Source organism: Flavobacterium sp. HSC-32F16, from assembly GCF_024171645.1.
GTDB lineage: Bacteria > Bacteroidota > Bacteroidia > Flavobacteriales > Flavobacteriaceae > Flavobacterium.
This window is the reverse complement of the sequence record NZ_JALKAC010000010.1, coordinates 139,072-165,254: the sequence shown is the minus strand read 5'-3', so window position 1 is coordinate 165,254 and position 26,183 is coordinate 139,072. Positions and strand designations below refer to the sequence as shown.

Sequence of the window (26,183 nt, the reverse complement as noted above, 5' to 3'; positions counted from 1 at the left end):
TTGATTGATAACCTTGAATTTCTTAGGTTTGATCCTGATTTTCAACTATTACAGATTTTGTAAGTACATGACCACAAACAATTGGGCCAAACATATTCAGAAATTTCTTTTTCTCCTGAAAGATGATTTTTTCGAATTACCTTATTTATCAAATTCCCCTCAGGTCATGTTAGACAGCCTGATCAAACTTCCTATTATAAAGCACGACTCTTCAAAGCAGATTATTATTACAGATAATGCTTTCTGGAATGGAACTATGCGATATAGAACGATAGAAGATGGTTTTTGGATTTTGGAAACAAAATTAGAATTAATAGAAAATATGCTGGCCAAAGCGGTTTATACGCAAGACCACACAAAGGACTATTATATTTTATCATTTTCGGTTTTTGAATATCGATTTCCTGTCAAAGATTCTGAAGATATAGTCCTGCTAAGTACCTGCTGGACTTTTTATAAACCCGATACCGAAGTCGCTACTTATTTTTATAAAGGAACGAAAGGCAAGTTTTTTAACATTGCCATGAATAAACAATGGGTTGAAAGAAATATAAAATCTGATAAATTCTGTAAAAAAGGAATTCTGGAGCGTTTTTTTAATTCACAAAAAGGATTTTATACCTGGCTCGATATAGCTCCAAAAGCGCATAATATATCTAACAAATTATCAAAAATTCTTGAGGCAGAAGATGAGATTGAACTCAATACAGAAAAATTGAGAAAAAATACGATGAAATTAATCACCGAATTTTTTAATAATTCTTTTGAAGACAGCCGTATAGAAGATAATACTTCGTTGAGCAATCTGGATTATTATAATGTGGCTAAAGCCGAAAAGATGATTCTGCACAATCTGCATTTGAATTTTTTAGGAATTGAAAAAATTGCAGAAGAGGTTAATACATCGGCAACTAAATTAAAAAACAATTTCAAAACTGTTTTTGGTTTTTCGATGCTTCAATATCATAAAGAAAAAAATATGCTTCTTGCCAAACAGCTGCTTCAAAATTCTGAAATAGAAATTCAGGTTATCGCTGTAATTACTGGTTTTGAAAGTGCCAGTAAATTTACTGCCGCATTTAAAAAGAGATTTGGAGAACTGCCATCGGTTTTTAGAGAAAATTAAAATTTTGTCAGCATTATATGAATATTGGAAAGTGGATTAAATTCATAAAGGAGAATATTAACTTTTACAGGGATGGTTTTTTTGAACTGCCTTATTTGTCTAATTCTCCTCAGGTAATTGTAAAAAGTATTATCAATTCTCCTTCTGTTCAACATATTGAGGCAGAACAGGCCGTTTATAGAAATAATCCGTTTTCAAAAGGAGTAATGCGATATCGCGAAATTGAAGAAGGATTTTGGGTTATTGTAACTAGTATTACGTTCAAAAAAAATGTAATGCTGAAAGCGATTTATGATGAAGATTTTCCAAGTGATTATTATACGCTTACATTTTCGGTTTTTGACAGTGAAGTAAAACTTCAGAATACTTTTGCCGATAAAACCCCTTTTTCGAGTAAATATTGGGGATTTAAAAAACCGGGAACTCCCGTTGGCGCATACTTTTATAAAGGTTCTGAATGTGAATTTTATTTGTATGCCTTTAATAAAGAATGGGCAGAACGTAACTTTTCTTTCAAAAATTTATCGGAAGATAATCATATAAAAAAATTTCTTAATTCGGATAACGGTTTTATTACTTATCAAAATATTGTTCCAAATGCTGTCGAATTATCTAGAGAAATTTTAATCAATTTAGAGGAAAATAAGAAAGATTTGTTTAGCAAATCGATTTTAAAAACACAGACATTTCAGCTGGTTTCTACTTTTTTTAAAAATGCTTTTCTGGATCAGCGGGAAGGAAATTATGCTCCAATTGAAACTCCTGATTACAGAAAAATTGCTAAAGCGGAAAAATTACTTTTGGATACGATTACGAATTCATTTTTAGGAATAGAATTTATTGCTGCAAAAGTTGGAATGTCTCCAACAAAACTCAAATTGACATTTAAATCTGTTCACGGCATTTCGATGATGCAATATCATAAAGAAAAAAAATTACTTCTCGCCATGCAGATGATTCAGAATACTGATATGCAGATCAAAAGCATTGCTTTGGCGACAGGTTATAGAAGTTCTAGCAAGTTTACTGCAAATTTCAAAAAACGTTTTGGAAAAATGCCTTCAGAAATGAGGTTATAAACAATGTAAATTTCTTTCTTTTTACCATTATTTGAGGTAAAAATTAAATTTATTTTAAGATTTAGTTAACATTGCAGTTGTACTTTTTTAGGTTTTAATTTATTGATTATTAGTATTTTGTTTTAGTTTTTAATAGACGATTATTTTTAGGGAAACGAGGCTGGTCGTTTCGGACTATCGATGTGTCCGAATGGGCTATTAGACGTTTAGATTTCGATATAATTTTGCTCGTAATCTTAAACCAGCCAATATGATGACAAAACTACTTTACTTCGCGAATGTTTTTCGCAATTTTCAAAAAACGCCGTATTTCGAATTTGCATATTAAATAATGCAGACTATTATTTTAGGCAGTTTTTAAATTTTCCTTTTAGTCCATAATTTATCTTTTGATAACTAAAGATTCCATTGTTTTTAACAATTGGAAGGGATTAAGTATTGCTGTTTATCAATAGTTTACAATGATGTAATACTAATTAATAACCAAAGAATTAAATGAAAAAAAAGACAACTTATTGGTCAGAGATTTCTATGAAAAATTTGTCAATAAAAAAATATATGATACTTGCGATGTTAGCACTGCTATTTCCGTTAGTGTCTTTTTCGCAAACAGTTTATACATTTTCAAATGCTGGAGCATCAGGAAAAACTGGACCTACGCAAGCACAGGTTACAACTGCATATACTGCAACAACGCTTGCAGGGGCAGTTACAGTTACTACTCAGGGTATTCAAGAGTGGACCGTGCCTGTAACGGGTATTTATAAAATTGAAGCTTTAGGTGCTCAAGGGGGGGATGTGAATATTAATTGTGTACAAACTGGCGGATTAGGAGCCAAAATGTCTGGTAATTTTTCCTTAACTGCGGGTCAGGTAATAAAAATTATTGTTGGTCAAACCGGTTTATCAAATAACCGCGATGGTGGCGGCGGTGGCGGCTCATTTGTTGTAAATAGCGCAAATAGTCCTTTAGTTGTTGCCGGAGGCGGCGGCGGCGCGACCACCAATGTAGGGTCATGTGGTGCCGGCCAATTAAATGGTTTAAACGCAGTAATAACAACAAATGGTACAGCAAGTGGAAATAATGACGTTGCTGGCGGCATTAACGGTAATGGCGGTAGTTCCAATGGCGGAGGTGCCGGCGGCGGCGGCGGTTTGCTTACTAATGGTGAAGGTTCCGGAAATGGCTTATCATTTTTGAATGGAGGCATAGGAGGTAATGGAGGTGATAGTAATCATGGAGGATTTGGCGGCGGCGGCAGCGGTTGGTATTATGGTGGTAACGGCGGCGGCGGCGGCGGATACTCAGGCGGTGGAACCAGTTCTAATAATCCATGGACTGGCGGCGGTGGCGGCGGTTCTTATAATTCTGGCACGAATCAAGTTAATCTTGCAGGTGCTAATTCAGGAAATGGATCTGTTGTTATAACAAATTTATTTACCGCTTCTATTTCACAAACTGCTGATGTTGTATGTAATACTGATTCAACAGGAAAGCTTTCTGTTGCAATAACTGGTGGTACTGCACCTTTTACTTATAGCTGGTCTCCAAATGTCAGCAGCACTTCAACTGCATCTAATCTTACAAAAGGAACTTATAATGTAACTGTAACTGATGGAAATAGTGTTGCAATGACAGTATCCTTTACGATTGTTCCCATAGATAATACGGCTCCTGTTTTCAGCCCTTTGGCTAATATCACAAAAACGACTGACTCTGGATCATGTGGTGCAGTGGTTAATTATCCTGAAACAACTAAAATAGTTTTTTCAGAATCTTTTACTCAAGGTCAAGCCTCGTCAAGTTGTGGTAATTGGAATGGATTTTTGTCTCAATTACTTCCAACTTTAAGCTATAAAAAACTAACTATAAAAGGATCTTCAGATCCTATTGGAGTTTCGATAAATGATCCGGCAAAAATTTTACAAATTGCAAATGGACTCCGTACAGGTACTTTTGTCTCTGTAGTTAATGGAAGCAGAACTTGGGTGACAGGGCAATGCGGCAGCGGTATTGAGTTAAATGCTTCTTTATCTGGAAATGTTTGCGACTGTAATTCTGGTGATTATGTCGTTCGGCCTTGTATTGGCAGCGGTAACAGCAACTGGGGAGGTGCAGGAACAGCGACGTGTTTTGGAATCTCTCAAACTCTAACTGTTGAATTTGAAATAGAAGACAGTGTTATAGCAGCTACAGATAATTGCGATAGTAATCCTGTTGTTGTTCAAATTGCAGGTTTGCCAAGTGGAAGCGTTTTTCCTTTAGGGAAAACAACAAACACATTTAGAGCTACCGATGTTAACGGGAATAGTTCAACTTCATCATTTGATGTTGTAGTAACAGATAATCAAATTCCTGTTATTACCTCAAACGGAGATCAAACTGTAAATACAGATTCAGGAGTTTGTGGCGCAAACGTAACAGTTTCGGCAGCAGCAACAGATAATTGTACAGTTGGAAGTCCAAGCGGAGTAAGAAGTGATGCAAAATTACTAACAGATGTTTACCCTGTAGGAAATACAACAATAACCTGGAATGTAAGCGACGCTAATGGAAATGCTGCAACAGCAGTAACTCAAACTATAACGGTAACAGATAACGAAATTCCGGTAATTGCTTCAAACGGAGATCAAACTGTAAATACAGATTCAGGAGTTTGTGGCGCAAACGTAACAGTTTCGGCAGCAGCAACAGATAATTGTACAGTTGGAAGTCCAAGCGGAGTAAGAAGTGATGCAAAATTACTAACAGATGTTTATCCTGTTGGAATTACTACAATCACATGGAATGTAAGTGATGCTAATGGAAATGCTGCAACGGCTGTAACTCAAACTATAACGGTAGCAGATAACGAAATTCCGGTAATTGCTTCAAACGGAAATAAAACTGTAAATACAGATTCAGGAGTTTGTGGCGCAAGCGTAACAGTTTCGGCAGCAGCAACAGATAATTGTACAGTTGGAAGTCCAAGCGGAGTGAGAAGTGATGCAAAATTACTGACAGATGTTTACCCTGTTGGAATTACTACAATCACATGGAATGTAAGCGACGCTAATGGAAATGCTGCAACAGCAGTAACTCAAACTATAACAGTAACAGATAACGAAATTCCGGTAATTGCTTCAAACGGAGATCAAACTGTAAATACAGATTCAGGAGTTTGTGGCGCAAACGTAACAGTTTCGGCAGCAGCAACAGATAATTGTACAGTTGGAAGTCCAAGCGGAGTAAGAAGTGATGCAAAATTACTAACAGATGTTTATCCTGCAGGGGTTACTACAATCACATGGAATGTAAGCGATGCTAATGGAAATGCCGCTGTAACAGTAACTCAAACTGTAACGGTAATAGATAATATACTGCCAACTGTAATTACAAAAAATTTCACAGCTCAACTTGATGCTTCTGGAAATGCAGTAATTCAGGTTTCTGATGTAAACAACAATTCATCTGATAATTGTGGAATTGACAAAATAGAATTAGATAAAACTTCATTTACTTGTGCAAATGTTGGTGCGAATACAGTTACTTTAAAAGTAACAGATATTCATGGAAATATTTCTTCTCGCACAGCGACAGTTACTGTTCAGGACAAAATTGCTCCTGTTGTATTAACTCAGGATCTGACAATTCAGCTTGATGCTTCAGGGAAGGCATCAATTACTGCAGCTCAAATTGATAACGGAAGTTCAGATAATTGCGGAATTACAGCAATAACAGTTTCTCCAAATACTTTTAACTGCAGTAACGTTGGTGAAAATGAAGTAACACTTAAAGTTACTGACGTGAACGGAAATATTGCAACAGAAATTGCAATTGTAACCGTTCAGGATGTTGTACTTCCAACGGCACAAGCGCGAAACATAACAATTGATCTTGACGACGCCGGAAATGCTTCAATTACAGCAAACGAAATCAATAACGGAAGTTCTGACAATTGCGGAATTGCTTCTATGAGTCTTAGTAAGAGCTCTTTTGATTGTACGAATGTTGGAGTTAACACGGTTGTTTTGACAATTACAGATAAAAATGGTAATGCCTCTTCTGTAAGTGCTGCAGTTACGGTTAGAAATACCTTTGGAGATAATGATAAAGACGGAGTTTTAGACAATTGTGACCCTGATGATGACAATGACGGAATTCTGGATGTTAATGATAATTGCCCAATTACGGCAAATCCATATCAGGAAGATCGCAATCATAACGGAATTGGAGATGCCTGCGATAAAGATCAAATGAATATTTCCGAAGCTTTTACTCCAAACGGTGATGGTATTAATGATACCTGGGTTATTTCTAATATTGAAAATTATCCTAATTCTATAGTTCGTGTTTTCAACCGTTGGGGAGCTGAGGTATTTACTGCCAGAAATTACCAAAATGATTGGGATGGACGTGCGAAAGGAAATGCCAGTACTTTACCTGCAGCGAGCTCTTATTTCTATCAAATAGATTTAGATGGAAACGGAACAATTGATAAGCAAGGCTGGATTTACATTAACAGGTAATTAAAATAAAATTTTAGAAATGAAAATAATTAAAAATATATTGGCGGGAGCATTACTACTTTTTAGTAGTATGCTTTTTGCTCAGCAGGAAACTATTTTAACAGCGTATCGTTACCAAATGAACGTTATAAATCCGGCTTATGCAGGTGCAGACAGAGAAACTATTTTGTCGACTACATTCCGTAAACAATGGACAGGAATCGAAAATGCTCCAGAAACACAAGCCGTATCTTTTGGAACACCAATTGGAGAAAAAATAGGAATAGGAATTTCTATGGTATATGATAAAACCTTTATCGAAAAACAAACCCAGTTAGGAATTGATTTTTCGTATAAACTTCAGGTTGGTGCCCTTACCGATTTATATTTGGGAATTAAAGCAGGAGGAAATTTCTACAATGTAAATACATCGGGTTTAGAAACCTATATTCCGCAGTCAGATCCAGCCTTAACCAATATCAATCAATTTAATCCAAATGTTGGAGTAGGAGCTTTGTTGAAAAATGATAAATATTTTGTTTCGCTTTCTGTGCCAAGAATATTAAATACAGAACGAGCAAAAGATAAAGACGGATACGCCGCTGTTGCTACAGACAAACCGCACGTTTATTTAAGCAGTGGTTACAATTTTGATCTTGAAACAACCACTTTATTACTCTTGAAACCATCTTTCATGGCGAGATATGTAAATGGTGCGCCTATTTCTTTAGATCTTAATTTAATGCTTCAAATTCAGGAGTTTTTTGAAATTGGCGGAAGTTACAGAGTCAATAATGCTTATGCAGGAATTGCAGCAATAACAATTAGTCAGCATTTAACTTTTGGATATGCTTATGAAGCCAACACTGGTAAAGTAATGGCAAGTTCTAAAAACTCTAACGAATTTTTTCTTCGCTTTAAATTTTAGTCCCCAACTAGAAAGTTTCTAAAGTGAAGTTTAGTTTTATTTATGAGTAGTGTAAAAAGAGGGCATCACCTACAGATGCCCTCTTTTGATTTTTATTACTTTTCTATTTTCTTCAAAACCTCTCGCGCAACAGCTTTGTAGGCGGCAGAATGATCTCCATACTCTTTATTCAAAATAATTTGAAGTTCCGGATGAATCCAGTCATAATGATTTCCAAGAACATGTAAAGTTCTTATAGAATACGCTTTTGTAGCCACTTTTACATTGCTTATCAGCCAGTCAAAACTAGCTTCGATACAATCCTGGAGATTTTCTTCAGATAAAAAAATGCTGTTTTCGTTTTTCTTATAATGCGATTTGACTAAAAGCTGTACCACTTTTGCAATTGGCCTAAGCGAACTTTCATCTTTTAAAACCTTTAAATTAGAACAGAAAAAATCAAGATGAGGCTGCAGCCAGATTAGTTCTTCATACGATACAAATTCTAAAATCCAGCAGGCTTTATGATTGTTTTTGTCTTCGGGTGAAAAACAAATTAAAACCAATTCATTAAATAAATGTGGATTTTCAAGAACATCTTGTGCGCACTTTAAACGGTTTTCACGATAAGCACTTACATAATCTAGTTTTTCCTGTAATTCAGAAAGCATTTTTTTTGGTTTTGATTTGATTTCATACATCTAAAATAAATAATTTAAGGATACAGTTCCGTAATAATTTACAGGAAGCCCAGGATAATAATATCTTGGAGCTGAGTTTCCCGTTGGCACAGCATTGGGCAGTATCAGCGAAGCATATTTCTCATTTGTCACATTGTTTACCCCAACAGCAAAATGACTGGTTAAACCTTGTAAAATTTCAAATCGATACCCCGTTTTTAAATTAAGAATAGTATATGAATCAGAATAAGCAGTATTGGCATCGTTCATCTGAATTTCACCAACAAATTGATAATCGGCACTAAAATAAGCACCAAAATTGGTATTCAATGTTACACCAATATTAATTTTTTGCGGCGCAACTCCCGTTAGTTTGTTACCAGAATAATCATTACCGCTGTCCACAAAATCTTTAAATTCATAATTCCCCAGAGATCCGGACAAATAAGAATTTAGAGAAAGAAAACGATTCATTTGCCAATTATGATTTAAAGTGATTTCAGCTCCCTGATGAAATGTTTTTCCGGCATTTAAACCTACATATTGATCATCGCCAACTCGTTTTGCGACCAATAAATCTTTAATTTCCATTCTATAAATTGCAATTTCCGTGTAAAGCTTTTTATTGAAGAAGTAGAATTTTCCGCCAACTTCAAAATTATAACCGTTTTCAGGTTTTATACTCGTATTAATTGTTCCTTCAGTTGTAAGCGTTTCTTCTGTTGCAGGCAGAGAAAATCCTCGGCTTACAGAAAAATATAAAGTCTGCTGTGAATTTGGTTTAAACAATAAAGACAATTGCGGAGAAAAAATTCCATCATAACTATATTTCTGTTTTGAGGTTTCGTTATAATTATCAAGGCTGAAATTTGTTTTATTGTAATTCAAACCAGCCTGAATTTCAAATTGTTCCGAAAGTAAAGTTCGTAATTGAGAAAAGATATTGTAGAAATGTCTTTTCTGTCCCGTTTCGGTAAGCTGATTTCCTTGCAGACTTCCCAAACCATTATTTTGCTGATACAGGTTTTGGAAAGTATTGCCTTTATATGCATCCGTAAAATATTCAATTCCGGTAATAAAGTTATTTTTGATTTTTCCAATTTTAAAATTTCCAGAAAATTGTGTTCTTGCGCCCGTTGCAAAAGTATATTGGCGTAAAATATCAAAAGGCCTCGGCTCGTTGCTGTCTTTATAATTGATGAAAACCGAAGTAGAATTTTTTAAATTTTCATTGATTGAAAAATCATAAGCCAATCCGCCTAAAGTCGATTTGTATTCTTTATATCCTTTTGAAGCGACCCAAGTTGGCGCGCCAGATTCTGGATTATTTTCAAAAGCATTTTTATTTATCGAACTCGGAATAAAAGCTTTTAAATACGTATAATTTGAAAAGTAAGTCAGTTTGCTGTTTTTCTTTCTGAATAATTCACCTGCAAGTGTAATTCCTTCACGTTTGTATGCACTGTTTTCCCGCCAGCCGTCGGTTTTTAAATTATGATAACTAATATTTAAACTTCCTGATTTTTCATCTAAACCAAAATTCAGGCTGTTTTTTAATAAACCAAAAGAGCCAAAAACCGAACTTATTCCCGCACTTTGATTTCCGTTTTTAGAAAGTTGGGGTGAAATTAAAATCGCACCGCCCAAACCTGCACCATAAACACTCGAAAGCGGTCCTTTAATAATTTCAATTTGGTTGAGGTTTTCAAGGTCAATATCATCAATAACCGTTTCGCTGTTTCCAGAAGTCAAAGGGATACTGCCGTAAAAAGCTCGAATTTTATTCGTTCCATAAGTAGTTCGTGCACCAATGCCGCGAATCGAAATTCGGGTTGTAGTAAAATTAGAAGACTGCATAAAAACACCCGGAATTGTATTGATAACCGTTGTAATATCAGTCGTGTTATTTTGCAGCAAATCTTTTTTGGAAAGAATCCCAATCGAAGCCGGAGTGTTTAATAAATTGTTATCAATATGAAGAGAACTGATGATAACTTCTTTCAGTTTTTCTGTTTTAACAGAATCAATTCTTTTGCCTTCTTTTTTCTGCGCTTCAATGTTTTGAAAAACAAGAAACACAAAAAGAAAAAAACAATATTTTTTTAAGATCATAAAAAGGCTGAATTAATGGCGTAGTTTTAAAACACGTAGAAACATAGTATTGATTGAGGCAAAAAAGGCGTTTCACTTATTTTAGATTCACATAGCAGTCTATGTGTAAAAACAGGTTTTTATTCAACAACTTCTTTTTAAGCTAAAAATCTATGTTTCTATGTGTTTCAATTATCTGTAAAGAATTTGTCCCGACAGAGCTGTAAGGATGGAATTTATTTTTTAGCTGAAATTTTCCAAATCGTATTCCCGCTGTCATCATTCACTAAAAGCGATCCGTCTTTTGTAACAGTAACTGCAACCGGACGCCCGTAAACTTCAGCTTTATTTTGATCAGAAATAAAACCGGTTAAAAAATCTTCCGGTTTTCCCGAAGGTTTTCCATCTTTAAAAGGAACAAACAGCACTTTATAACCTGAAATTTTAGAACGGTTCCAAGATCCGTGCTGTCCTACGAAAGCACCATTTTTATATTTCGCAGGGAAAGCATCTTTCGTGTAAAAAGCCAATCCAAGCGAAGCCGTATGCGGACCAACCGGAACATCAGGCACAATTGCTTTTTCGACTAAATCTTTACGTTCGCCTTTCAGTCTTGGATCTGGAATACTTCCAAAATAAGAATAAGGCCATCCATAAAAACCATCTCTTTTTACACTCGTAATATAATCCGGAACCAGATCATCGCCCAATTCGTCGCGTTCATTTACAGCCGTCCAAAGTTCTTTGTTTACAGGATTCCAATCCATTCCTACAGGATTTCGAAGCCCTGATGCGAAAGTTTTTTCGCCCGTTCCATCAGGATTAATTTCTAAAATAGCCGCACGGCGAACTTCTTTATCCATTCCGTTTTCGCCAACATTACTTCCGGAACCAACAGAAACATAAATTTTAGAACCATCAGGACTCGCTAATAAATTTCGTGTCCAGTGATTGTTGTAACCACCTGCAGGAAGTTCAAGGATTTTTTCGCCTTTTGTTTCCAGTTTGAGCGGATTATTTTTATAAGGATAACGGTATAAACCATCAGTATTGGCAATATAGAAAAAGTCTTTTAAAACCAGCATTCCAAAAGGTTTGTTGAGGTCCTTAATGAAAACTTCACGAGTTTCAAATTTTCCGTCTTTGTCTTTATCGCGCAAAACTGTAATTTGGTTTTTACTGGCTCGAGTACCGCTTTCAACAACAAAAATATCTTCGTTTGGTGCGATATAAGTCCAACGCGGGTTTTCAAAACCATCGGCAAATTTCGTAACCGTAAAACCTTCCGGAGCTTTTGGAGTAATTCCGTTTGGCCATCCAATAACTTTGCTGTTGTTCGTTTTAGATTCAGTAGCATAAGGAGGCGGAAGCGTGATGTCGCCAACAGCAGTTTTTACGGTATTTCCAGGCTGTTTTGCCAGCGCTTCTTTTTCTTCTTTTTTAACTTGCCCGTTACAGGCAGTCATTAAAATTAATAAGGATATAGAAAATAATGGTGAGGATTTCTTCATTGGTATTTTGGAGTTAAATGATTTTTCAACAACAATTTAGTGATTTTAAAAATAGCGACTTAAAAGAATTTGTAATTATTAACTGATATTTAACATTGTTAAAATTAAATATACTCTTCATGCATAAAAATGTACTTACAGTGTATTTTTGATACTTACAGTTTGGTTGTAATTCTGTATCTTTGTCCATTATTTTAAATTTAAAAATAATGATACAACTTCACGATAAACAATTTGTTCCGTTTATTTCGGCTAAAGAAATTGATTTTGCTTTAACTAAATTAGTGGCTCAGGTAGAAGATGATTTTGGAGATGATACACCAATTTTTATTGGAGTTTTGAATGGGGCCTTTATGGTGGTTTCTGATTTCCTGAAAAAGTATAAAAGCCCATGCGAGGTTTCATTCATTAAAATGGCCTCTTATGAAGGAACTGAAACAACAAATTCAGTTAAAGAATTAATTGGAATCAATCAGGATTTAACAGGCAGAACTGTTGTAATAATCGAAGATATTATCGATACAGGAAATACGCTGGAAGAATTGAAAAATTTATTTAAAGCACAAAATGTAAAACACTTTAAAGTGGCAACTTTGTTCTTTAAACCGGAAGCCTATAAAAAAGACATTAAAATAGATTATATCGGAATCAGAATCCCGAATAAATTTATTGTGGGTTACGGATTAGACTATGATGGTCTTGGACGAAACCTGACCGAAATATACAAATTAGCAGAATAATATTAAACAAAACACAACTATATATTCATTTTAAACTTCTTCAAAAAATAAGAAGTCACACAACTCAAACGTATTATGATTAACATTGTTTTATTTGGAAAGCCAGGAGCAGGAAAAGGAACTCAGGCAGAATTTTTAAAAGAAAAATACAATTTAACGCACCTTTCAACAGGAGATATTTTCCGTTTTAATTTAAAAAATGATACTGAACTAGGTAAAAAAGCAAGAGTTTTTATGGACAACGGAGAATTAGTTCCGTGCGAAGTAACAACCGCAATGTTAATTGACGAAGTAAAAAAACATCCGGATACTGCAGGATTTTTATTCGACGGATATCCAAGAACTTTAGATCAGGCTGAAGCTTTGGATAAATTTTTGCCAACAATTGGTTCAAGCGTAACCGCAACAATTGCTTTAGAGGCTGATGACGAAATTTTAGTAGCACGTTTACTTGAAAGAGGAAAAACAAGCGGAAGAGCAGATGATCAGGACGAAGAAAAAATTCGTGTAAGATATCAGGAATACAATGAAAAGACAGCTCCACTAATCGGATACTACAAAGAACAAGGTAAGTTTCATGCAGTAGACGGTATAGGAGAAGTAAAAGAAATTACAGAGCGCTTAACGTCAGTTATAGATAATTTGTAGAAGCTGATCCAGCTGTACGTTACAAGTCCTCACTAAAAAAACTATTTTTCCAAACCATTAAACGAGCTTATCCCGATGCTTCGGGAGTCGACTGTTTTCTGGCAGGAAAAATTAGTTTTTTTACTGCGGGCTCCTCTCCCGATAATTATCGGGAATCGGGCAAAAAAAGAATAATAAGATTACCCTAATATACAACGAACCAAACAAATAACGAATCTACTAAACATTGGAAATACTAATAATATTTTTTCTAATACTATTAAACGGAGTTTTCTCGATGTCAGAAATTGCATTGATTTCGGCACGAAAAAATAGACTGGAAACAGCAGCAAAAAAAGGAAATAAAAGTGCTAAAACAGCGCTGGATCTGGCGAATTCTCCAAACAAATTTTTATCAACTGTACAAATCGGAATTACCTTAATCGGAATTTTGACAGGTATTTATTCTGGTGATAAAATCACGGTAGATGTAGAAACATTTGTAAGAGGTTTTGAAGTTTTAAAACCATATGCACATTCAGTTGCAGTTGGAATTGTAGTTGTCGTTTTGACTTTTTTCTCCTTAGTTTTAGGAGAATTACTTCCAAAACGAATTGGATTAAACTATCCGGAATCAATTGCAAAAATGGTTGCAATGCCAATGAAAATTATTTCGATTATTACGGCACCATTTATTTGGCTGTTAACTTCTTCGACAGATTTTTTATTGAAAATTTTTCAGATAAAACCAACTGCTGACGGAAAAGTTACCGAAGAAGAAATTAAAGCCATCATCAAAGAAGGAACAGAGGTTGGTGAAGTTCAGGAAATCGAACAGGATATCGTGGAACGTGTTTTCCATATTGGAGACCGAAAAGTAAGTTCGCTTATGACACACCGTAAATCGGTTGACATGCTGCCACTTAATGCGGACAGAATTAAAATAAAAGAATTGGTCGTTCAGGATTTACATGCGGTTTATCCCGTTTACAACGAAAATTACGATGATATTGTAGGTGTTGTAACACTTAAAAATATATTTGCCAGTATAGAAAATGACAATTTTGATTTTGCTTCTATAATGACAGATGCTCCTTATTTAATGGAACAGACTACGGCCTATAAAGCTTTAGAAAATTTCAAGAAAACCGGCGTGCATTATGCATTAGTTTCAGATGAATATGGAGTTTTTCAGGGAATGATTACTTTAAATGACATCCTTGAAGCTTTAGTTGGAGATGCATCTGAATTTTATAAAGACGAATTTCAGCTTATAGAAAGAGAAGACGGATCATGGCTGGTTGATGGACATTATTCATTACACGATTTCTTAACGTATTTTGAATTAGATGAACTAACAAACGATTACGAAGTAAACACTGTAAGCGGAATGATTATGACCGAGCTTTCGCATATTCCAAAAGAAGGGGAAAAACTGGTTTGGCAAAAATTCGTCCTGGAAGTTGTTGACATGGATGGCGTAAAGATTGATAAGGTACTTGTAAAAGCACTTAAAGAGTAGAGAGAATTTGTTTCAAGTTTCAAGTTTAAAGTTTCAGGTTTATTGCGTTACGCAACTTGGAACATTAAACCTGAAAACTGAAACTACACATAAACAAACAAAAATGACAGAAGGAAATTTTGTAGATTACGTTAAGATATATGTTTCTTCCGGAAAGGGAGGAAAAGGATCTACGCATTTACATAGAGAGAAATTTATAGAAAAAGGCGGTCCAGACGGTGGTGATGGTGGTCGAGGAGGACATGTATATTTAGTTGGGAATAAAGGACTCTGGACATTATTTCATTTAAAGTTTGCGCGCCATATAAAAGCCGGACATGGTGGAGACGGTGGAGGTGACCGAAGCACAGGAGCAGATGGAGATGATAAATTTATTGAAGTGCCTCTTGGAACTGTTGTAAAAGACAAAGAAACCGGCGAAGTACTTTTTGAAATTACAGAAGACGGTGAAAAAAGAATAATTGCAAAAGGAGGAAAGGGAGGTTTAGGGAACTGGCATTTTAGAAGTTCTACAAACCAAACACCGCGTTATGCACAGCCTGGTTTACCTGGTTTAGAAATAGATGTTATTCTTGAACTTAAAGTTCTGGCAGATGTTGGATTGGTTGGTTTTCCTAATGCAGGAAAATCTACTTTGCTTTCTGTATTAACTTCCGCAAAACCAAAAATTGCAGATTATCCGTTTACTACGCTAAAACCAAATTTAGGAATTGTAGCTTACAGAGATTATCAATCTTTTGTAATTGCTGATATTCCGGGAATTATTGAAGGCGCAGCAGAAGGGAAAGGTTTAGGACATTATTTCCTTCGCCATATTGAACGTAATTCGACTTTATTGTTTTTAGTTCCGGTTGATACGCCCGATATTAGAGCAGAATATGATATTTTGGTTAATGAATTAACAAAATACAATCCTGAAATGCTAGACAAAGAACGTCTTTTAGTTATCTCTAAATGTGATATGCTGGACGACGAACTTAAAGCGGAATTAAAAGCGGAATTAGACGTTTCTTTTAAAGATGTTCCTTATATGTTTATTTCGTCTGTTGCACAGCAAGGTTTAACAGATTTAAAGGATAGACTTTGGAAAATGCTTAACGAGTAAAATTATTTTTATAAAAATATAAAACCCGACAATTTGTTATTGTCGGGTTTTTTACTTTTTGCGCGAAAAAACAAAAAGTATAAGGATTTTACTTTTTAACTGAAATCCTAAAAATAATTATAATCCAAAGTTTTTAGAAATACCAATGTTTAAGGTTTTTCCAAAATCAAAACCTAAACGTTGTTGCCTTGGGTCATTTTTGCCGTCCAGATTATCATAGTTTATACCGCCAATAGAAAAATTTAAACCAAAACCATTTTTCATATTAATAAATAAACCTGGATCAAAACCCGCATATATTCCTTTTGCGTTATTTAATGAAGTGTTTTGATATCCGGCCCCCAAATCTGCGTAAAATGAGAACATTTCATAGAGCGGGGTTGAATAACGTACAAAACCTCCAATTTTGTATTTTTCAGTTTTGTCTAACGAAGCTGTTTTGGTGTTTTTGATTGAGCCTTGAACTCCCGCTGTCCAATGATCTGCAAATTGATATCCCACTAATGGAGAAAATTCAAAATTGTCCAATTTAGATTCACCAATTTTCTCTGAAGTGAATCCAACATTTCCACCTAATAAGATTGAGTTTTTTTGAGCAGTTCCAACAGTTGTAATAAAAAGTACAACTGCAGCTAATAATTTTTTCATTTTTTTAGTTTTATTTATTCAAAAGGGCAAATTTAGAATAAATAAATTGTAAGAAATGGATTATGTTATGAAATTTATAATGAAGGTTTATTTTTATAAATTAGGCAATATTTATGTTAGCAAAATACTTTTAAAGTAGTTTTTTAATAGTTTTTATATAATTTATTGTGAAGTTTCGGTAACTTATTTTAATCTTAGTTAAATTGTGAATTTCGCAAAATCAGCAAATTATCTATTTAATATCTTTTGTTTTTTGCTTTAATGTTTATTTTCTCTTCTAAAATGAGTTATATTCGCAGAACTTAAACAAAATAACATGAAAAAAGTAATTTTATTCTTGACTATGTGTCTTATGGCTTTCCCGGTGAGAGCTGATGAAGGTATGTGGTTTTTGATGTTTATCGAAAGATTGAACCATAGAGATATGGAAAAAATGGGCTTACAATTAACAGCCGAAGAAATTTACAGTATTAATCACCATAGTTTGAAAGATGCAATTGTACAATTCAACGGAGGATGTACAGCTGAAATCGTTTCAAAAGAAGGATTGGTTTTAACAAACCACCACTGTGGTTATAATGCTATTGCTGAGCTTTCTACAGCAGAGCAAAATTATTTAAAAGATGGTTTTTGGGCAAAACAAAAAAGTGCCGAAATGAAACCAAAATCTTTATACGTTCGTTTCTTTGTTCGTATGGATGATGTTTCTAAAAGAATTTTGTCAAAAGTAAATGATCAAATGACTGAAACGGAAAGAAACAAAGTTATTCAGCAGGAAATCAGCTTGATCGAAAAAGAAAATAGCGAAAACGGAAAATATACAGTTTCTGTTCGTCCTTTCTTTCAAGGAAATGAATATTACTATTTCGTTTACCAAGATTATACAGACGTTCGTTTAGTGGGAACACCGCCAGAAAGCGTTGGTAAATTTGGAGGAGACACTGATAACTGGGAATGGCCACGTCAAACAGGAGATTTCTCAATGTTTAGAGTTTATGCTGACAAAGACGGAAATCCTGCGGCTTATTCTAAAGACAATGTGCCTTTGAAACCAAAACATTATTTGCCAGTAAGTATTAAAGGTGTAAAAGAAAATGATTTTGCAATGATCTTAGGATATCCGGGTAGAACAAACCGCTGGATGCCGGCAGGAGGAATTGAGCAAAACATCAAATTTGCTTATCCTGCATGGGTTGAAGGTGCAAAAACCGGAATGGATGTAATGAAAAAGTATATGGATAAAGATGCAACTGTTCGTTTACAATACGCATCTAAATATGCTTCGACAGCAAACTACTGGAAAAACCGTCAAGGTATGATCGATGCTTTAACAAAAGCAGGAACAGTAGATGCAAAAGCAGAACAAGAAGATAAATTTTACGAGTGGGCAAGTAAACCTGCAAATAAAGAGAAATACGAAAACGTAATTCCAACTATTAACGATTACTATAGAGAAACAAACTTAAAAGCACGTCACGATAATTACTTAACGCAGCTTTTACGTACTTCAAGTTACGCAACAGGACCAGCAAATTTAGGAAATGCATTAATCGCTTACTTTAACGAAAATGATGCAAAAAAAGCAGAAATGCTTCCTAAAATTAATGCCATGATCGAAAACATCTACGGTGAGTTTTATGAGCCGTTAGAAAAAGATGTTTTAATTGCACAATTAAATTTATATGCTTCTAAAGCTTCTGAGTATGGTTTAGCAACCCAAATTGCAGCTATGAAAGCAGCTAACAATGGTGATTTTACATCAGATGTTACTAAAGGAGCTGAAATGAGTTATTTTTCATCTAAAGAAAAAATACAAGCATTCATGGCTAATCCAAAACCATTAGCAATTGTACATGATCCATTGTACATTATTTCTAATGATTTATTGACAAAATACCGTTCTAAAACAGATGATCAGGCAAAAGCTGATGATGGTTTTGCAACTGCTTACCGCGAATTGGTTGAAGGTTTAAGAGAGTCAAAATTAAATGCAATTAAATATCCAGATGCTAACTCAACTTTAAGGTTAACTTACGGAAAAGTTCGCGCTTTACCTGCAGATCCTCGTAACGATGCTGCTATCAACAATTATACTACTATGGAAAGCATGGTGAAAAAGTATAAGGCAGGAGATCAGGAATTTGATTTACCAGCACGTTTATTAGAATTAAACAAGAAAAAAGATTTTGGACAATATGCTGATAAAGCAGGATATATGCCGGTAAACTTTTTAACGGATAATGATATTACGGGTGGAAACTCAGGTTCTCCGGTTCTTAACGGAAAAGGTGAATTAATTGGTATTGCTTTTGACGGTAACATCGAAGCTATGGCTGGAGACGTTATTTTCGATTCTAAATTACAAAGAACTATCAACGTTGATATTCGTTATGTACTTTGGATCATCGATAAATACGCTGGAGCTAAAAATATTATTGATGAATTGACGATTGCTAAATAATCTCGATTTATTATAAAATTCAGCCCGATAGATTTCTGAAATCTATCGGGCTTTTTTGTTTTTTAAAATATGAGTTTAGACTCAGTTTTATTATCAAGTAAACCTAACAGGTTTTAAAAGTGTTAGGTTGTTTGTGCTTTGATTTTATTCAACCTTAACCCGAATACCTTTGGTATGACTTGCAAACTCCGGAGCATACATGCTTTGAATTGTGGTAATTCCGTTTGAGAATTCACCGCTGTTGTTTACTCGAATGTCATATTCTAAAACATAAGTTCCTTTATTAATTTGATCAAAAAAGAAATGTGTTGCCGCGTCTTTGGTACTCATATAATAACCCAGACGATTTTTGTATTGATATTCTGAAAGTACATTTACAGGCTCAAAAGAAGAAGCACGCATATCTTTTAAATGAACATATTCTGAATCTTCTTTTGCTGTAATTATCAAACGAACTGTAACTAGATCGCCTGTTTTTAAAGGATCTTTAGAAGTAATTTTATGAAGCTGATCTCCTTTTAAAGAGCTTTTCTTTATGTACAATTCTTTTGAAACTGATAAAACCGCACCAGAGTTATTTTTAATTTTATCTAAATCTTCAAAATACTGCCAGTAAACACCTCCAAATCCGGGAACCTTCGATTTGTTTTGAATGCTGATTGATGCCATTTCTTTTTTCACTTCTTCGGCTTTCCAGTTTAATTTGATATAACCCGTTTCGGCTTCTTTTTGGTTTTCTGCCAGTTTTTTGGTCATGATTTTTTCATCTCCCAATTTTATTATCGTATTGTCTTTTACTGAAAGCCAATCTGTACCCTGCATTAATAAAGCATAAACGGCTTCGGTTGTAGATTTAGTAGTTGGCCAGTTTTTGGTCTGTTTGTTTTTTAATAACCATACTTTCATTGCATCAACAGATTTGGTGTCGTTAGTAACTTCGGCGAAAGCCTCAATTAATAAAGCCTGAGTTTCTATAGGTGCCTGATACCAATACCAGCCGGATTTATTCGCAATCCAGTACATTCCCCAATCTTCATTGTTTGATGAAGTTTCTTTTAGACTTTCTATGATTTTTTTAGCGGTTTCTTTTTCACCAAATCGGTTTAGAGTTATTGCTGCTAATCCTTTTTCGTAAATAGAATAATTGAGCCAGTCTTTTTTAGCTTTATCCAGATACAATTGGATCGTTTTTTTCAAAGTATCAGACTGTGGATATTTTTCTAAATAGAAACTTCTGGTATACAAATAATGAAGATCTGAATACGGGTTGATCCAGATTAACTTATTAATTTCTTTTAAATTTTTAGTTCTTGTTTTGTGGTATTCTATAAATTTTGTGTCTAGAAACGGAATTCCGTTTTTAGCAATTTCATCAGCTTTGTTTTCAGCCGTTTTTGTAAGTTTATTTAAATGTCCTAAACCGGCTAAAATATGTCTGGTAATATATTCATTTTCATAACCGCCTTCAAACCATGAAAATGCTCCTGAAGTATTTTGTTTTTGTTTTAATTTTTCAAAAGCACTTTCTAAAGAAGTTTTCATTTTCTCCAAATCAAACAAAAGAGACAGGTTTTTTTTCTTTTGATCTTCGCTTTGCGCATCATTCAGCCAAGGAGTTTCGGCCAGAATTAAAGATTTTAGTTCTTCATTTTCTTCCAGTTTAGAAACAGGTTTTCCGCTTTTTCTCCATTCTTCAAAAACAGCTGCAATTTTAGGATTGCCGTAAATAATTTCTGAGGCTAAAGAATTGGCATAATAACGCGCAAAAGTCTGTTCAGCACATTCGTGTTCATATTCCATTAAATAAGGCAAGGATTGAATCGCCAGCCACGTTGGGTTAGATGTATATTCAAAAGTAAACTGATGATTTTTTAAAGTTGTAGAATTATTGTTTTTTAAGTTTTCAAAAGTATATTCTTTAGCAGCATTTTCGCGAACCCATACCGGAATACTTTCTGTTACCAGCATATTATTGGTTAAGACAGGAAGGATGTTTTCTTCACCGTCTGAAAAATTACCGGCTTTTGCTATAATTTTATATTGAACGCCCTGTAAACCTTCAGGAATTGTAATTGTCCAGCTTACCGAAGTATTACCATGTGATGGAATGGTGAAATTTCGAATGTTTTTTGTGTTTAACATTTTAGCATCAATTGGCTCCATCGTGACTGCATCAAAAAATTGTAAAGAAGCAATTCCTGTTTTGGCCAGATCCGTAATATTTGAAATTTTGGCATTGATCACAATTTCATCTTTTTCTCTAAAAAAGCGAGGGAAGTTAGGAACGACCATTATTTCTTTTTGTGTTATAACACTTTTCTCTAAATATCCCGAAACAGCATCTTTATTATGTGCCAATAAACGGAATTTCCAAGCGGTTAAAGCTTCAGGCGATGTAAAATTAAAACTTACTTTTCCTTTGGAATCTGTTTTTAAATTGGGTAAAAAGAAAGCAGTTTCAGATAGATTTTTTCTCGCTTTTACCTGAGTTAAGGCTTCAAGGGCTTTTTTAGTTGTAATAATGATTGCACCGTTTGCAGCTCTGCTTCCGTAGAGTGCAGTTGCTTTTTCCGGATCTAATGTCTCCATTGAAAGAATCTCTTTCGGGTTGATACTTTTAATATCGGTTACAGTTTCGCCATCCACAATATATATGGGTTCATTTCCTGAAATATTGCCATTTCCTCTAATTCGTATTCCGGGCGCTTTTTTACTTGCTTTAAAACTGCCTTCGATACTTTCTTCTTTCATAACAGATGGTGCGGCGAGGGGTGCGCCTGCTGCTAAAACAGCATCAGTTTCAACTCCCACTTTTTTGTCTTTTAGTTCAGCGATTGTTATGGACGAATGAGCAGTACCAAATCGGCTGTTGTAAAAGTCAAAGCCAAACCAGTTTAGTTTGATGTCATCAAAATAAAAATCAATTTGAGGGAATATTTCATTTAAGTTTTCTAATGATAAATACGCCATGTCAAAACCTAATACAGATCTTGTCGCAGCTGAATTATAATAGTTAGTATCAAGTTTCAAAATATCCCAGTCTTTTTTAGTGAATTGGTCTAATGAACTGTCGTACATAGAAGCTAAAACTTCGGCTTCGATTTTTGCAGCTATGCCATTTAATTTAAACGACCAGGTTTCGGCGCTTCCGGGTTGTACTTTATTTCTAAAAGTTTCAACTATCCATTCTAGTTTTGGTTCTTGGGTTTTAAGATCGACAGTTATGGCATCAGTAAAACTGGCATTATCGAAAATGCTTTCAAATCCTATTTTTATCTGTTTTTCAAATTCGTTTTTCAACGGAATTTTAATTACAACTTCATGATTTTGCAAATGAAATGTATCTTCAAAATATACTTTATTTTGATAGTTTCCATTTGCAGTAATATAAAGTTCAGGAATTACCGACGACAATTTCACCAGTACAAAACCATCTTTTTTAGGATCATCATTGATTTGCTCTGCCGAAAATAAGCGGTCTGAATGGAATTTATCCTTGCTTTGTTTGATGCTGAAGTTTGTTGTGGTTTCAATTGCATTTTGGAAACTGTCTTTGGCAGAAAATACAACTTTATAATTTCCGGATTTATAGTTTGAAATGAAATCAAGAATGATTTTTTTATCTTTCTGTGTGTCTACTTTCTTTGAAAACAATAAAACTTCCGGTGATTTCTCTGCAAATGGATTGTCATTGATTTCATACGGAAATAAACGCTCAAATTCTTTAGCTGAAATAGTTTCAATTTCTGGTCTGTTAAAGATTCTTGGCTTGAATTTATTTGGAAACGGACTCACAAAATACAATTTGATTTCGCCTTTGGCAGCCAGAAATTCTCCATTTAAGTTTGTGCTGGTTAGAATAATTTCGTTTTTGTCTTTTGTTTCAATAGTATTTGGAATAAGTGCGTCGATAATTAAGTCATGATAGCCCACTTTTACTGTTGTTACTGCCGAATGTGTTTCGCCATTTATATCTGTAACTGAAACATTAATTTCATAATTAAAAATGGGTCTTTGTTCTTTAGTATTATTGTTTGAAGGTGAAGCAGTAAAGTCAATCGTGAATTTTCCTGAAGCATCGGTTTTTGTTTCTCCAACAGCTAAAGTTTCATTGTCTCTGTGTCCGTAATAATTTCTAAAATACGTTGTGTATCGGTTTACGGTGTATTTAACAACGGCGTCAGAAATATTACTTCCGGCAAAAGCAGTTGCTGTTCCTTTTATTTTAACAGATTCGTTAAGTTTAAAGCTTTCTTTTTTTGCATCAAAAGTAACTTCAAATTTTGGACGTTTGTATTCTTCAACACTAAAATAAATGGTAGAATTATTAAAGTTAACATTGTTCCAAAATTTAAATGCATTTTCCTTTTTTTCATATTCATCAGGTCTTTCTATTCCAATATGGAAATTACCTGTCAAACCATTTTTTGGCAGAATAAATTCACCGGAAAACGAACCAAATTCATTTGTGGTTAATTCAAATTCATTTATTTTTTGATAATTAACATCGTTTACAACAACCTTAAAAGTTGTGTTCGGCACTACACTGTTTTTGTTTTTGCTTTTTTGAATGGCAATACCTTTAAAATATACGGTTTGTCCCGGTCTGTATATTGCTCTGTCTAAGTAAAATTCGATTTTAGCATTTGCTCTTTCATTTTCAGACAAGTTATAATCAGAAATATATCTCAGGTAGTTTTTGTGAATTAAGATACTATCATTTCCTATCGAAAATTCAACAGGTTCATAATTATAACTTTCGTTTTTCAGTTTTAATGATGCGATGCCTTTTGAGTCAGTTTTGGCAGTAGAAGTAGAAAATTTTACCGTTACATTTTCAAGAGGTTTGCCTGTTTTTCTATCTAAAACCTGATAATTTTCGATTTTATCTTGTCTCGTTGCCAAAACAGAAATATTTGAAACAGTAATCACTTCATAAGCAAAAGCTCTCTGATTTTTAGTGTCAGAATCACTTTCAAAATATACTAAATAATTTCCAATGGTTAATTTAGGAAGTAATAGTTCGGTATTGTATTCAAAATAATCGTTCTTATTTTTTAGATCATAGTCCTCTGAAATTATAGGCGTTTGATTTTTTATTGTTGACTTATACAAGCTGTCTCTTGCTGTTTCAGATTGTTTTTGAAATTTCTTTACCTGCGATAAATTGATTTTATAATAAGAAACTTTCAGCCTATTCAGATTTTTATAACTTATATATGCTCTTGTATTTTCATTATCGTAAATATACTTTTCAAGTTGAATTGATACTGATTTAGCAGTAAGTTCTCTCTTTCTATATAAAGCTAAATTCGCCGTATTTGATTTTTTATTGATTTGAATAATCTCATCAAGTATTTTGAGTGCTTCAATATTATTATTCGGATAAAATTCTTTCGAAGCTTTGTTTGCTAAAAGTTCTGCTTTTTCAAGTTTTATTTTTTGGAGCAGATTTTCATCTTTAGCTATTTTTTCGGTTTTGTCTACATATTGGCTAAAAGCTTCATCAGAATGAATTAGTACGCTATTGCAGAATTTTACACGCTCAAATTGATTTTCCAATGAGGGATTGTCTTTTTCTTTTTTCTGGTATAACTCCAACGTTTTCTTTATATATTCATCCTTTACAAAATCCAGATTAAGTGTGGTAAAAGAGTTAGAACTGCCTAACAATTCATCAGAATGCACAAAGAAATCAGAATAGGTAATGTTCCAGCTTTTGATTTTTTCTTTATAAAAAGCTATATTTTCATCTAATACATAATCATACAAGGTTGAAGTTTTGAATTTATCCGAATAAAACTCAAAAATAGCGGCGTAATTGTTTAAAGGTGTATTTTTTGGTACACCTTCGTTTTCTAAAGTTTTATTGTAAAGTGCTATAATCTCTTTTTCGGGTGTTAAATAAATTGAAGAATCCTGATGCGCAATTCCATCAATTGCTGCTGTGTCAATTGTCGCGGCAGCTTCATCAATTAAAGAAGCTTCGTCAACAACAGTTGCAGCGCTGTCTACGACAACTGCGTATTCGTCATAATTTGAATAATGATTGAGGCATTTTGCATAAATCAATGTCAATATGGCTTTTGATGGAATTGAAACACGATTAATATCGGTTTTAAGATTGTCGAGGATTTTTGTTTTGGCATTTTCATCAATTACCAGTAAATATTTGGCCTGATAAAAAAAACATTTTATCATTTCAACTTCATCCTTTTTTACGGTTGCTTTTTTATAAATTTTTGCAACTAATTCATTTGCAGATTTAATTTTGCCTTCGTTTTCAAATGCCAAAACTTTTTTCCAATTTTTGTCATTTTGCTGGGCAAATAATGTGGATGAAATCAAAGTAAATACAAATAATATATTTTTCATAAAGCAGTTTTTAGTATATAGAGGCCTTTTTTTATAAAATGGTTGGGATATGCGAAAAAATAATTTTGGTACAAATTACTAATTTATCCTCAAAACCAAATGTGACATTTTATATTTCCTTATTTTTGAAACATGAAAAAACTCCTGTTCTTTTTTATATTGATGCCCATTTTGCTATGGTCACAATCGAATTTTGAAAAAGGAGAAAAGTTATTTCACGCAAAAAAATATGATGAAGCGCAAATTGTTTTTGAAGAGATTCTTAAAGCAAAACCTTTAGATATTAAAACCCTTAATTATTTAGGAGAGATAGCAGCACATCAAAAATCATGGGTAAAAGGAGCCGCATATTTCAAAAAGCTTAAAGAATTGAAACCTACCGAAGCCGATTATTTTTTTAAATATGGCGGCTGTTTGGCGATGAGAGCTGTGGAGGTCAATAAAATTAAGGCTTTTACAATGGTTGATGATATGAAAGAAGCTTTTGAAAGAGCGATTGTACTGAATCCGAAACACGTTCAGGCGAGATGGGCATTGATCGAAATTTACTTGCAATTACCCGGAATTTTGGGAGGGAGTGAGTTAAGGGCAATTTCATATTCGAATGAATTGGCGCAATTTTCGCCTGTAGATGGTTATTTGTCAAGAGGAAGAATTGAGGAGTACTTTAAAAGATATACATTGGCCGAAAAAAATTATATAAAAGCAAATGAAATTGGTAAATCAAAAGTTACATTTCAAAAATTATATAATTTATATTTGAATAAATTAAAAGACCCTAAAAAGGCACAGGAATTAAAACGAAAATTTGAAGCATAGAGAT

The 26,183-nt window shown here is 34.0% G+C and carries 15 protein-coding genes; 10 read left to right on the top strand and 5 right to left on the bottom strand.

The features are described 5' to 3' along the window. The first annotated feature begins 67 nt into the window (after nucleotides 1–67). The 4 genes from L1276_RS21970 to L1276_RS21955 all read left to right on the top strand — a co-directional run bounded on the left by L1276_RS21970 (nucleotide 68) and on the right by L1276_RS21955 (nucleotide 7,621). A complete protein-coding gene (locus L1276_RS21970) occupies nucleotides 68–1,126 on the top strand; it encodes an AraC family transcriptional regulator (RefSeq protein WP_253791607.1) in 1,059 nt (352 codons plus the stop codon). 17 nt (nucleotides 1,127–1,143) lie between these two features. Then, nucleotides 1,144–2,205 carry an AraC family transcriptional regulator gene (locus tag L1276_RS21965; RefSeq protein WP_253791605.1) on the top strand — a complete coding sequence of 354 codons (1,062 nt, stop codon included), beginning with the start codon at nucleotides 1,144–1,146 and terminating at the stop codon, nucleotides 2,203–2,205. A gap of 495 nt (nucleotides 2,206–2,700) precedes the next feature. After that, on the top strand, nucleotides 2,701–6,714 hold the full coding sequence (locus tag L1276_RS21960) for a gliding motility-associated C-terminal domain-containing protein (protein ID WP_253791603.1): 4,014 nt from the start codon (nucleotides 2,701–2,703) through the stop codon (nucleotides 6,712–6,714). 19 nt (nucleotides 6,715–6,733) lie between these two features. Further along, nucleotides 6,734–7,621 carry a type IX secretion system membrane protein PorP/SprF gene (locus tag L1276_RS21955; protein ID WP_253791601.1) on the top strand — a complete coding sequence of 296 codons (888 nt, stop codon included), beginning with the start codon at nucleotides 6,734–6,736 and terminating at the stop codon, nucleotides 7,619–7,621. Between the two features lie 95 nt (nucleotides 7,622–7,716). Here L1276_RS21955 and L1276_RS21950 read toward each other — a convergent pair whose 3' ends face one another. From L1276_RS21950 to L1276_RS21940, 3 genes are all read right to left on the bottom strand, one after another. Further along, entirely contained in the window at nucleotides 7,717–8,271 is a 555-nt protein-coding gene (locus L1276_RS21950; RefSeq protein ID WP_253791599.1) for a hypothetical protein, read from the bottom strand. Between the two features lie 30 nt (nucleotides 8,272–8,301). Further along, nucleotides 8,302–10,392, bottom strand: coding sequence for a TonB-dependent receptor (locus tag L1276_RS21945; RefSeq protein WP_253791597.1), 2,091 nt, complete (start codon nucleotides 10,390–10,392; stop codon nucleotides 8,302–8,304). A gap of 215 nt (nucleotides 10,393–10,607) precedes the next feature. After that, nucleotides 10,608–11,882, bottom strand: a complete 1,275-nt coding sequence (locus tag L1276_RS21940) for a sorbosone dehydrogenase family protein (protein ID WP_253791594.1) — start codon at nucleotides 11,880–11,882, stop codon at nucleotides 10,608–10,610. 209 nt (nucleotides 11,883–12,091) lie between these two features. On the opposite strand from L1276_RS21940, the gene hpt reads away from it, so the two are divergent. The 4 genes from hpt (at nucleotide 12,092) to obgE (ending at nucleotide 15,876) form a co-directional block, all read left to right on the top strand. Beyond that, nucleotides 12,092–12,622, top strand: coding sequence for a hypoxanthine phosphoribosyltransferase (gene hpt, locus L1276_RS21935; RefSeq protein WP_253791592.1), 531 nt, complete (start codon nucleotides 12,092–12,094; stop codon nucleotides 12,620–12,622). Between the two features lie 75 nt (nucleotides 12,623–12,697). Then, entirely contained in the window at nucleotides 12,698–13,270 is a 573-nt protein-coding gene (locus L1276_RS21930; RefSeq protein ID WP_253791590.1) for an adenylate kinase, read from the top strand. 226 nt (nucleotides 13,271–13,496) lie between these two features. Continuing rightward, complete coding sequence (locus tag L1276_RS21925) at nucleotides 13,497–14,771, top strand: hemolysin family protein (RefSeq protein WP_256527428.1); 1,275 nt, start codon at nucleotides 13,497–13,499, stop codon at nucleotides 14,769–14,771. Between the two features lie 103 nt (nucleotides 14,772–14,874). Further along, nucleotides 14,875–15,876, top strand: coding sequence for a GTPase ObgE (gene obgE, locus L1276_RS21920; RefSeq protein ID WP_253791587.1), 1,002 nt, complete (start codon nucleotides 14,875–14,877; stop codon nucleotides 15,874–15,876). A 117-nt stretch (nucleotides 15,877–15,993) separates the two neighbouring features. Here the strand turns inward: obgE and L1276_RS21915 are convergent, their stop codons facing one another. Next, on the bottom strand, nucleotides 15,994–16,524 hold the full coding sequence (locus L1276_RS21915) for an outer membrane beta-barrel protein (protein ID WP_253791585.1): 531 nt from the start codon (nucleotides 16,522–16,524) through the stop codon (nucleotides 15,994–15,996). A 316-nt stretch (nucleotides 16,525–16,840) separates the two neighbouring features. Between L1276_RS21915 and L1276_RS21910 the strand changes: the two genes are divergently transcribed. After that, entirely contained in the window at nucleotides 16,841–18,985 is a 2,145-nt protein-coding gene (locus tag L1276_RS21910; RefSeq protein WP_253791583.1) for a S46 family peptidase, read from the top strand. 144 nt (nucleotides 18,986–19,129) lie between these two features. On the opposite strand, the gene L1276_RS21905 is transcribed toward L1276_RS21910, so the two are convergent. Further along, nucleotides 19,130–25,360, bottom strand: coding sequence for an alpha-2-macroglobulin (locus L1276_RS21905; protein ID WP_253791581.1), 6,231 nt, complete (start codon nucleotides 25,358–25,360; stop codon nucleotides 19,130–19,132). Nucleotides 25,361–25,492: 132 nt separating this feature from the next. Between L1276_RS21905 and L1276_RS21900 the strand changes: the two genes are divergently transcribed. Further along, nucleotides 25,493–26,179 (top strand): lipopolysaccharide assembly protein LapB, encoded by a 687-nt coding sequence (locus L1276_RS21900; protein WP_253791579.1) that lies wholly within the window; start codon nucleotides 25,493–25,495, stop codon nucleotides 26,177–26,179. Nucleotides 26,180–26,183 lie beyond the last annotated feature (4 nt).

What these genes read in the sequence shown, in the direction of transcription:
- L1276_RS21940 (WP_253791594.1), bottom strand. Translation starts at nt 11,882, where the DNA reads ATGAAGAAATCCTCACCATTATTTTCTATATCCTTATTAATTTTAATG.
- obgE (WP_253791587.1), top strand. Translation starts at nt 14,875, where the DNA reads ATGACAGAAGGAAATTTTGTAGATTACGTTAAGATATATGTTTCTTCC.
- L1276_RS21955 (WP_253791601.1), top strand. Translation starts at nt 6,734, where the DNA reads ATGAAAATAATTAAAAATATATTGGCGGGAGCATTACTACTTTTTAGT.
- L1276_RS21900 (WP_253791579.1), top strand. Translation starts at nt 25,493, where the DNA reads ATGAAAAAACTCCTGTTCTTTTTTATATTGATGCCCATTTTGCTATGG.
- L1276_RS21960 (WP_253791603.1), top strand. Translation starts at nt 2,701, where the DNA reads ATGAAAAAAAAGACAACTTATTGGTCAGAGATTTCTATGAAAAATTTG.
- L1276_RS21930 (WP_253791590.1), top strand. Translation starts at nt 12,698, where the DNA reads ATGATTAACATTGTTTTATTTGGAAAGCCAGGAGCAGGAAAAGGAACT.
- L1276_RS21945 (WP_253791597.1), bottom strand. Translation starts at nt 10,392, where the DNA reads ATGATCTTAAAAAAATATTGTTTTTTTCTTTTTGTGTTTCTTGTTTTT.
- L1276_RS21915 (WP_253791585.1), bottom strand. Translation starts at nt 16,524, where the DNA reads ATGAAAAAATTATTAGCTGCAGTTGTACTTTTTATTACAACTGTTGGA.
- hpt (WP_253791592.1), top strand. Translation starts at nt 12,092, where the DNA reads ATGATACAACTTCACGATAAACAATTTGTTCCGTTTATTTCGGCTAAA.
- L1276_RS21950 (WP_253791599.1), bottom strand. Translation starts at nt 8,271, where the DNA reads ATGCTTTCTGAATTACAGGAAAAACTAGATTATGTAAGTGCTTATCGT.
- L1276_RS21910 (WP_253791583.1), top strand. Translation starts at nt 16,841, where the DNA reads ATGAAAAAAGTAATTTTATTCTTGACTATGTGTCTTATGGCTTTCCCG.
- L1276_RS21970 (WP_253791607.1), top strand. Translation starts at nt 68, where the DNA reads ATGACCACAAACAATTGGGCCAAACATATTCAGAAATTTCTTTTTCTC.
- L1276_RS21905 (WP_253791581.1), bottom strand. Translation starts at nt 25,360, where the DNA reads ATGAAAAATATATTATTTGTATTTACTTTGATTTCATCCACATTATTT.
- L1276_RS21965 (WP_253791605.1), top strand. Translation starts at nt 1,144, where the DNA reads ATGAATATTGGAAAGTGGATTAAATTCATAAAGGAGAATATTAACTTT.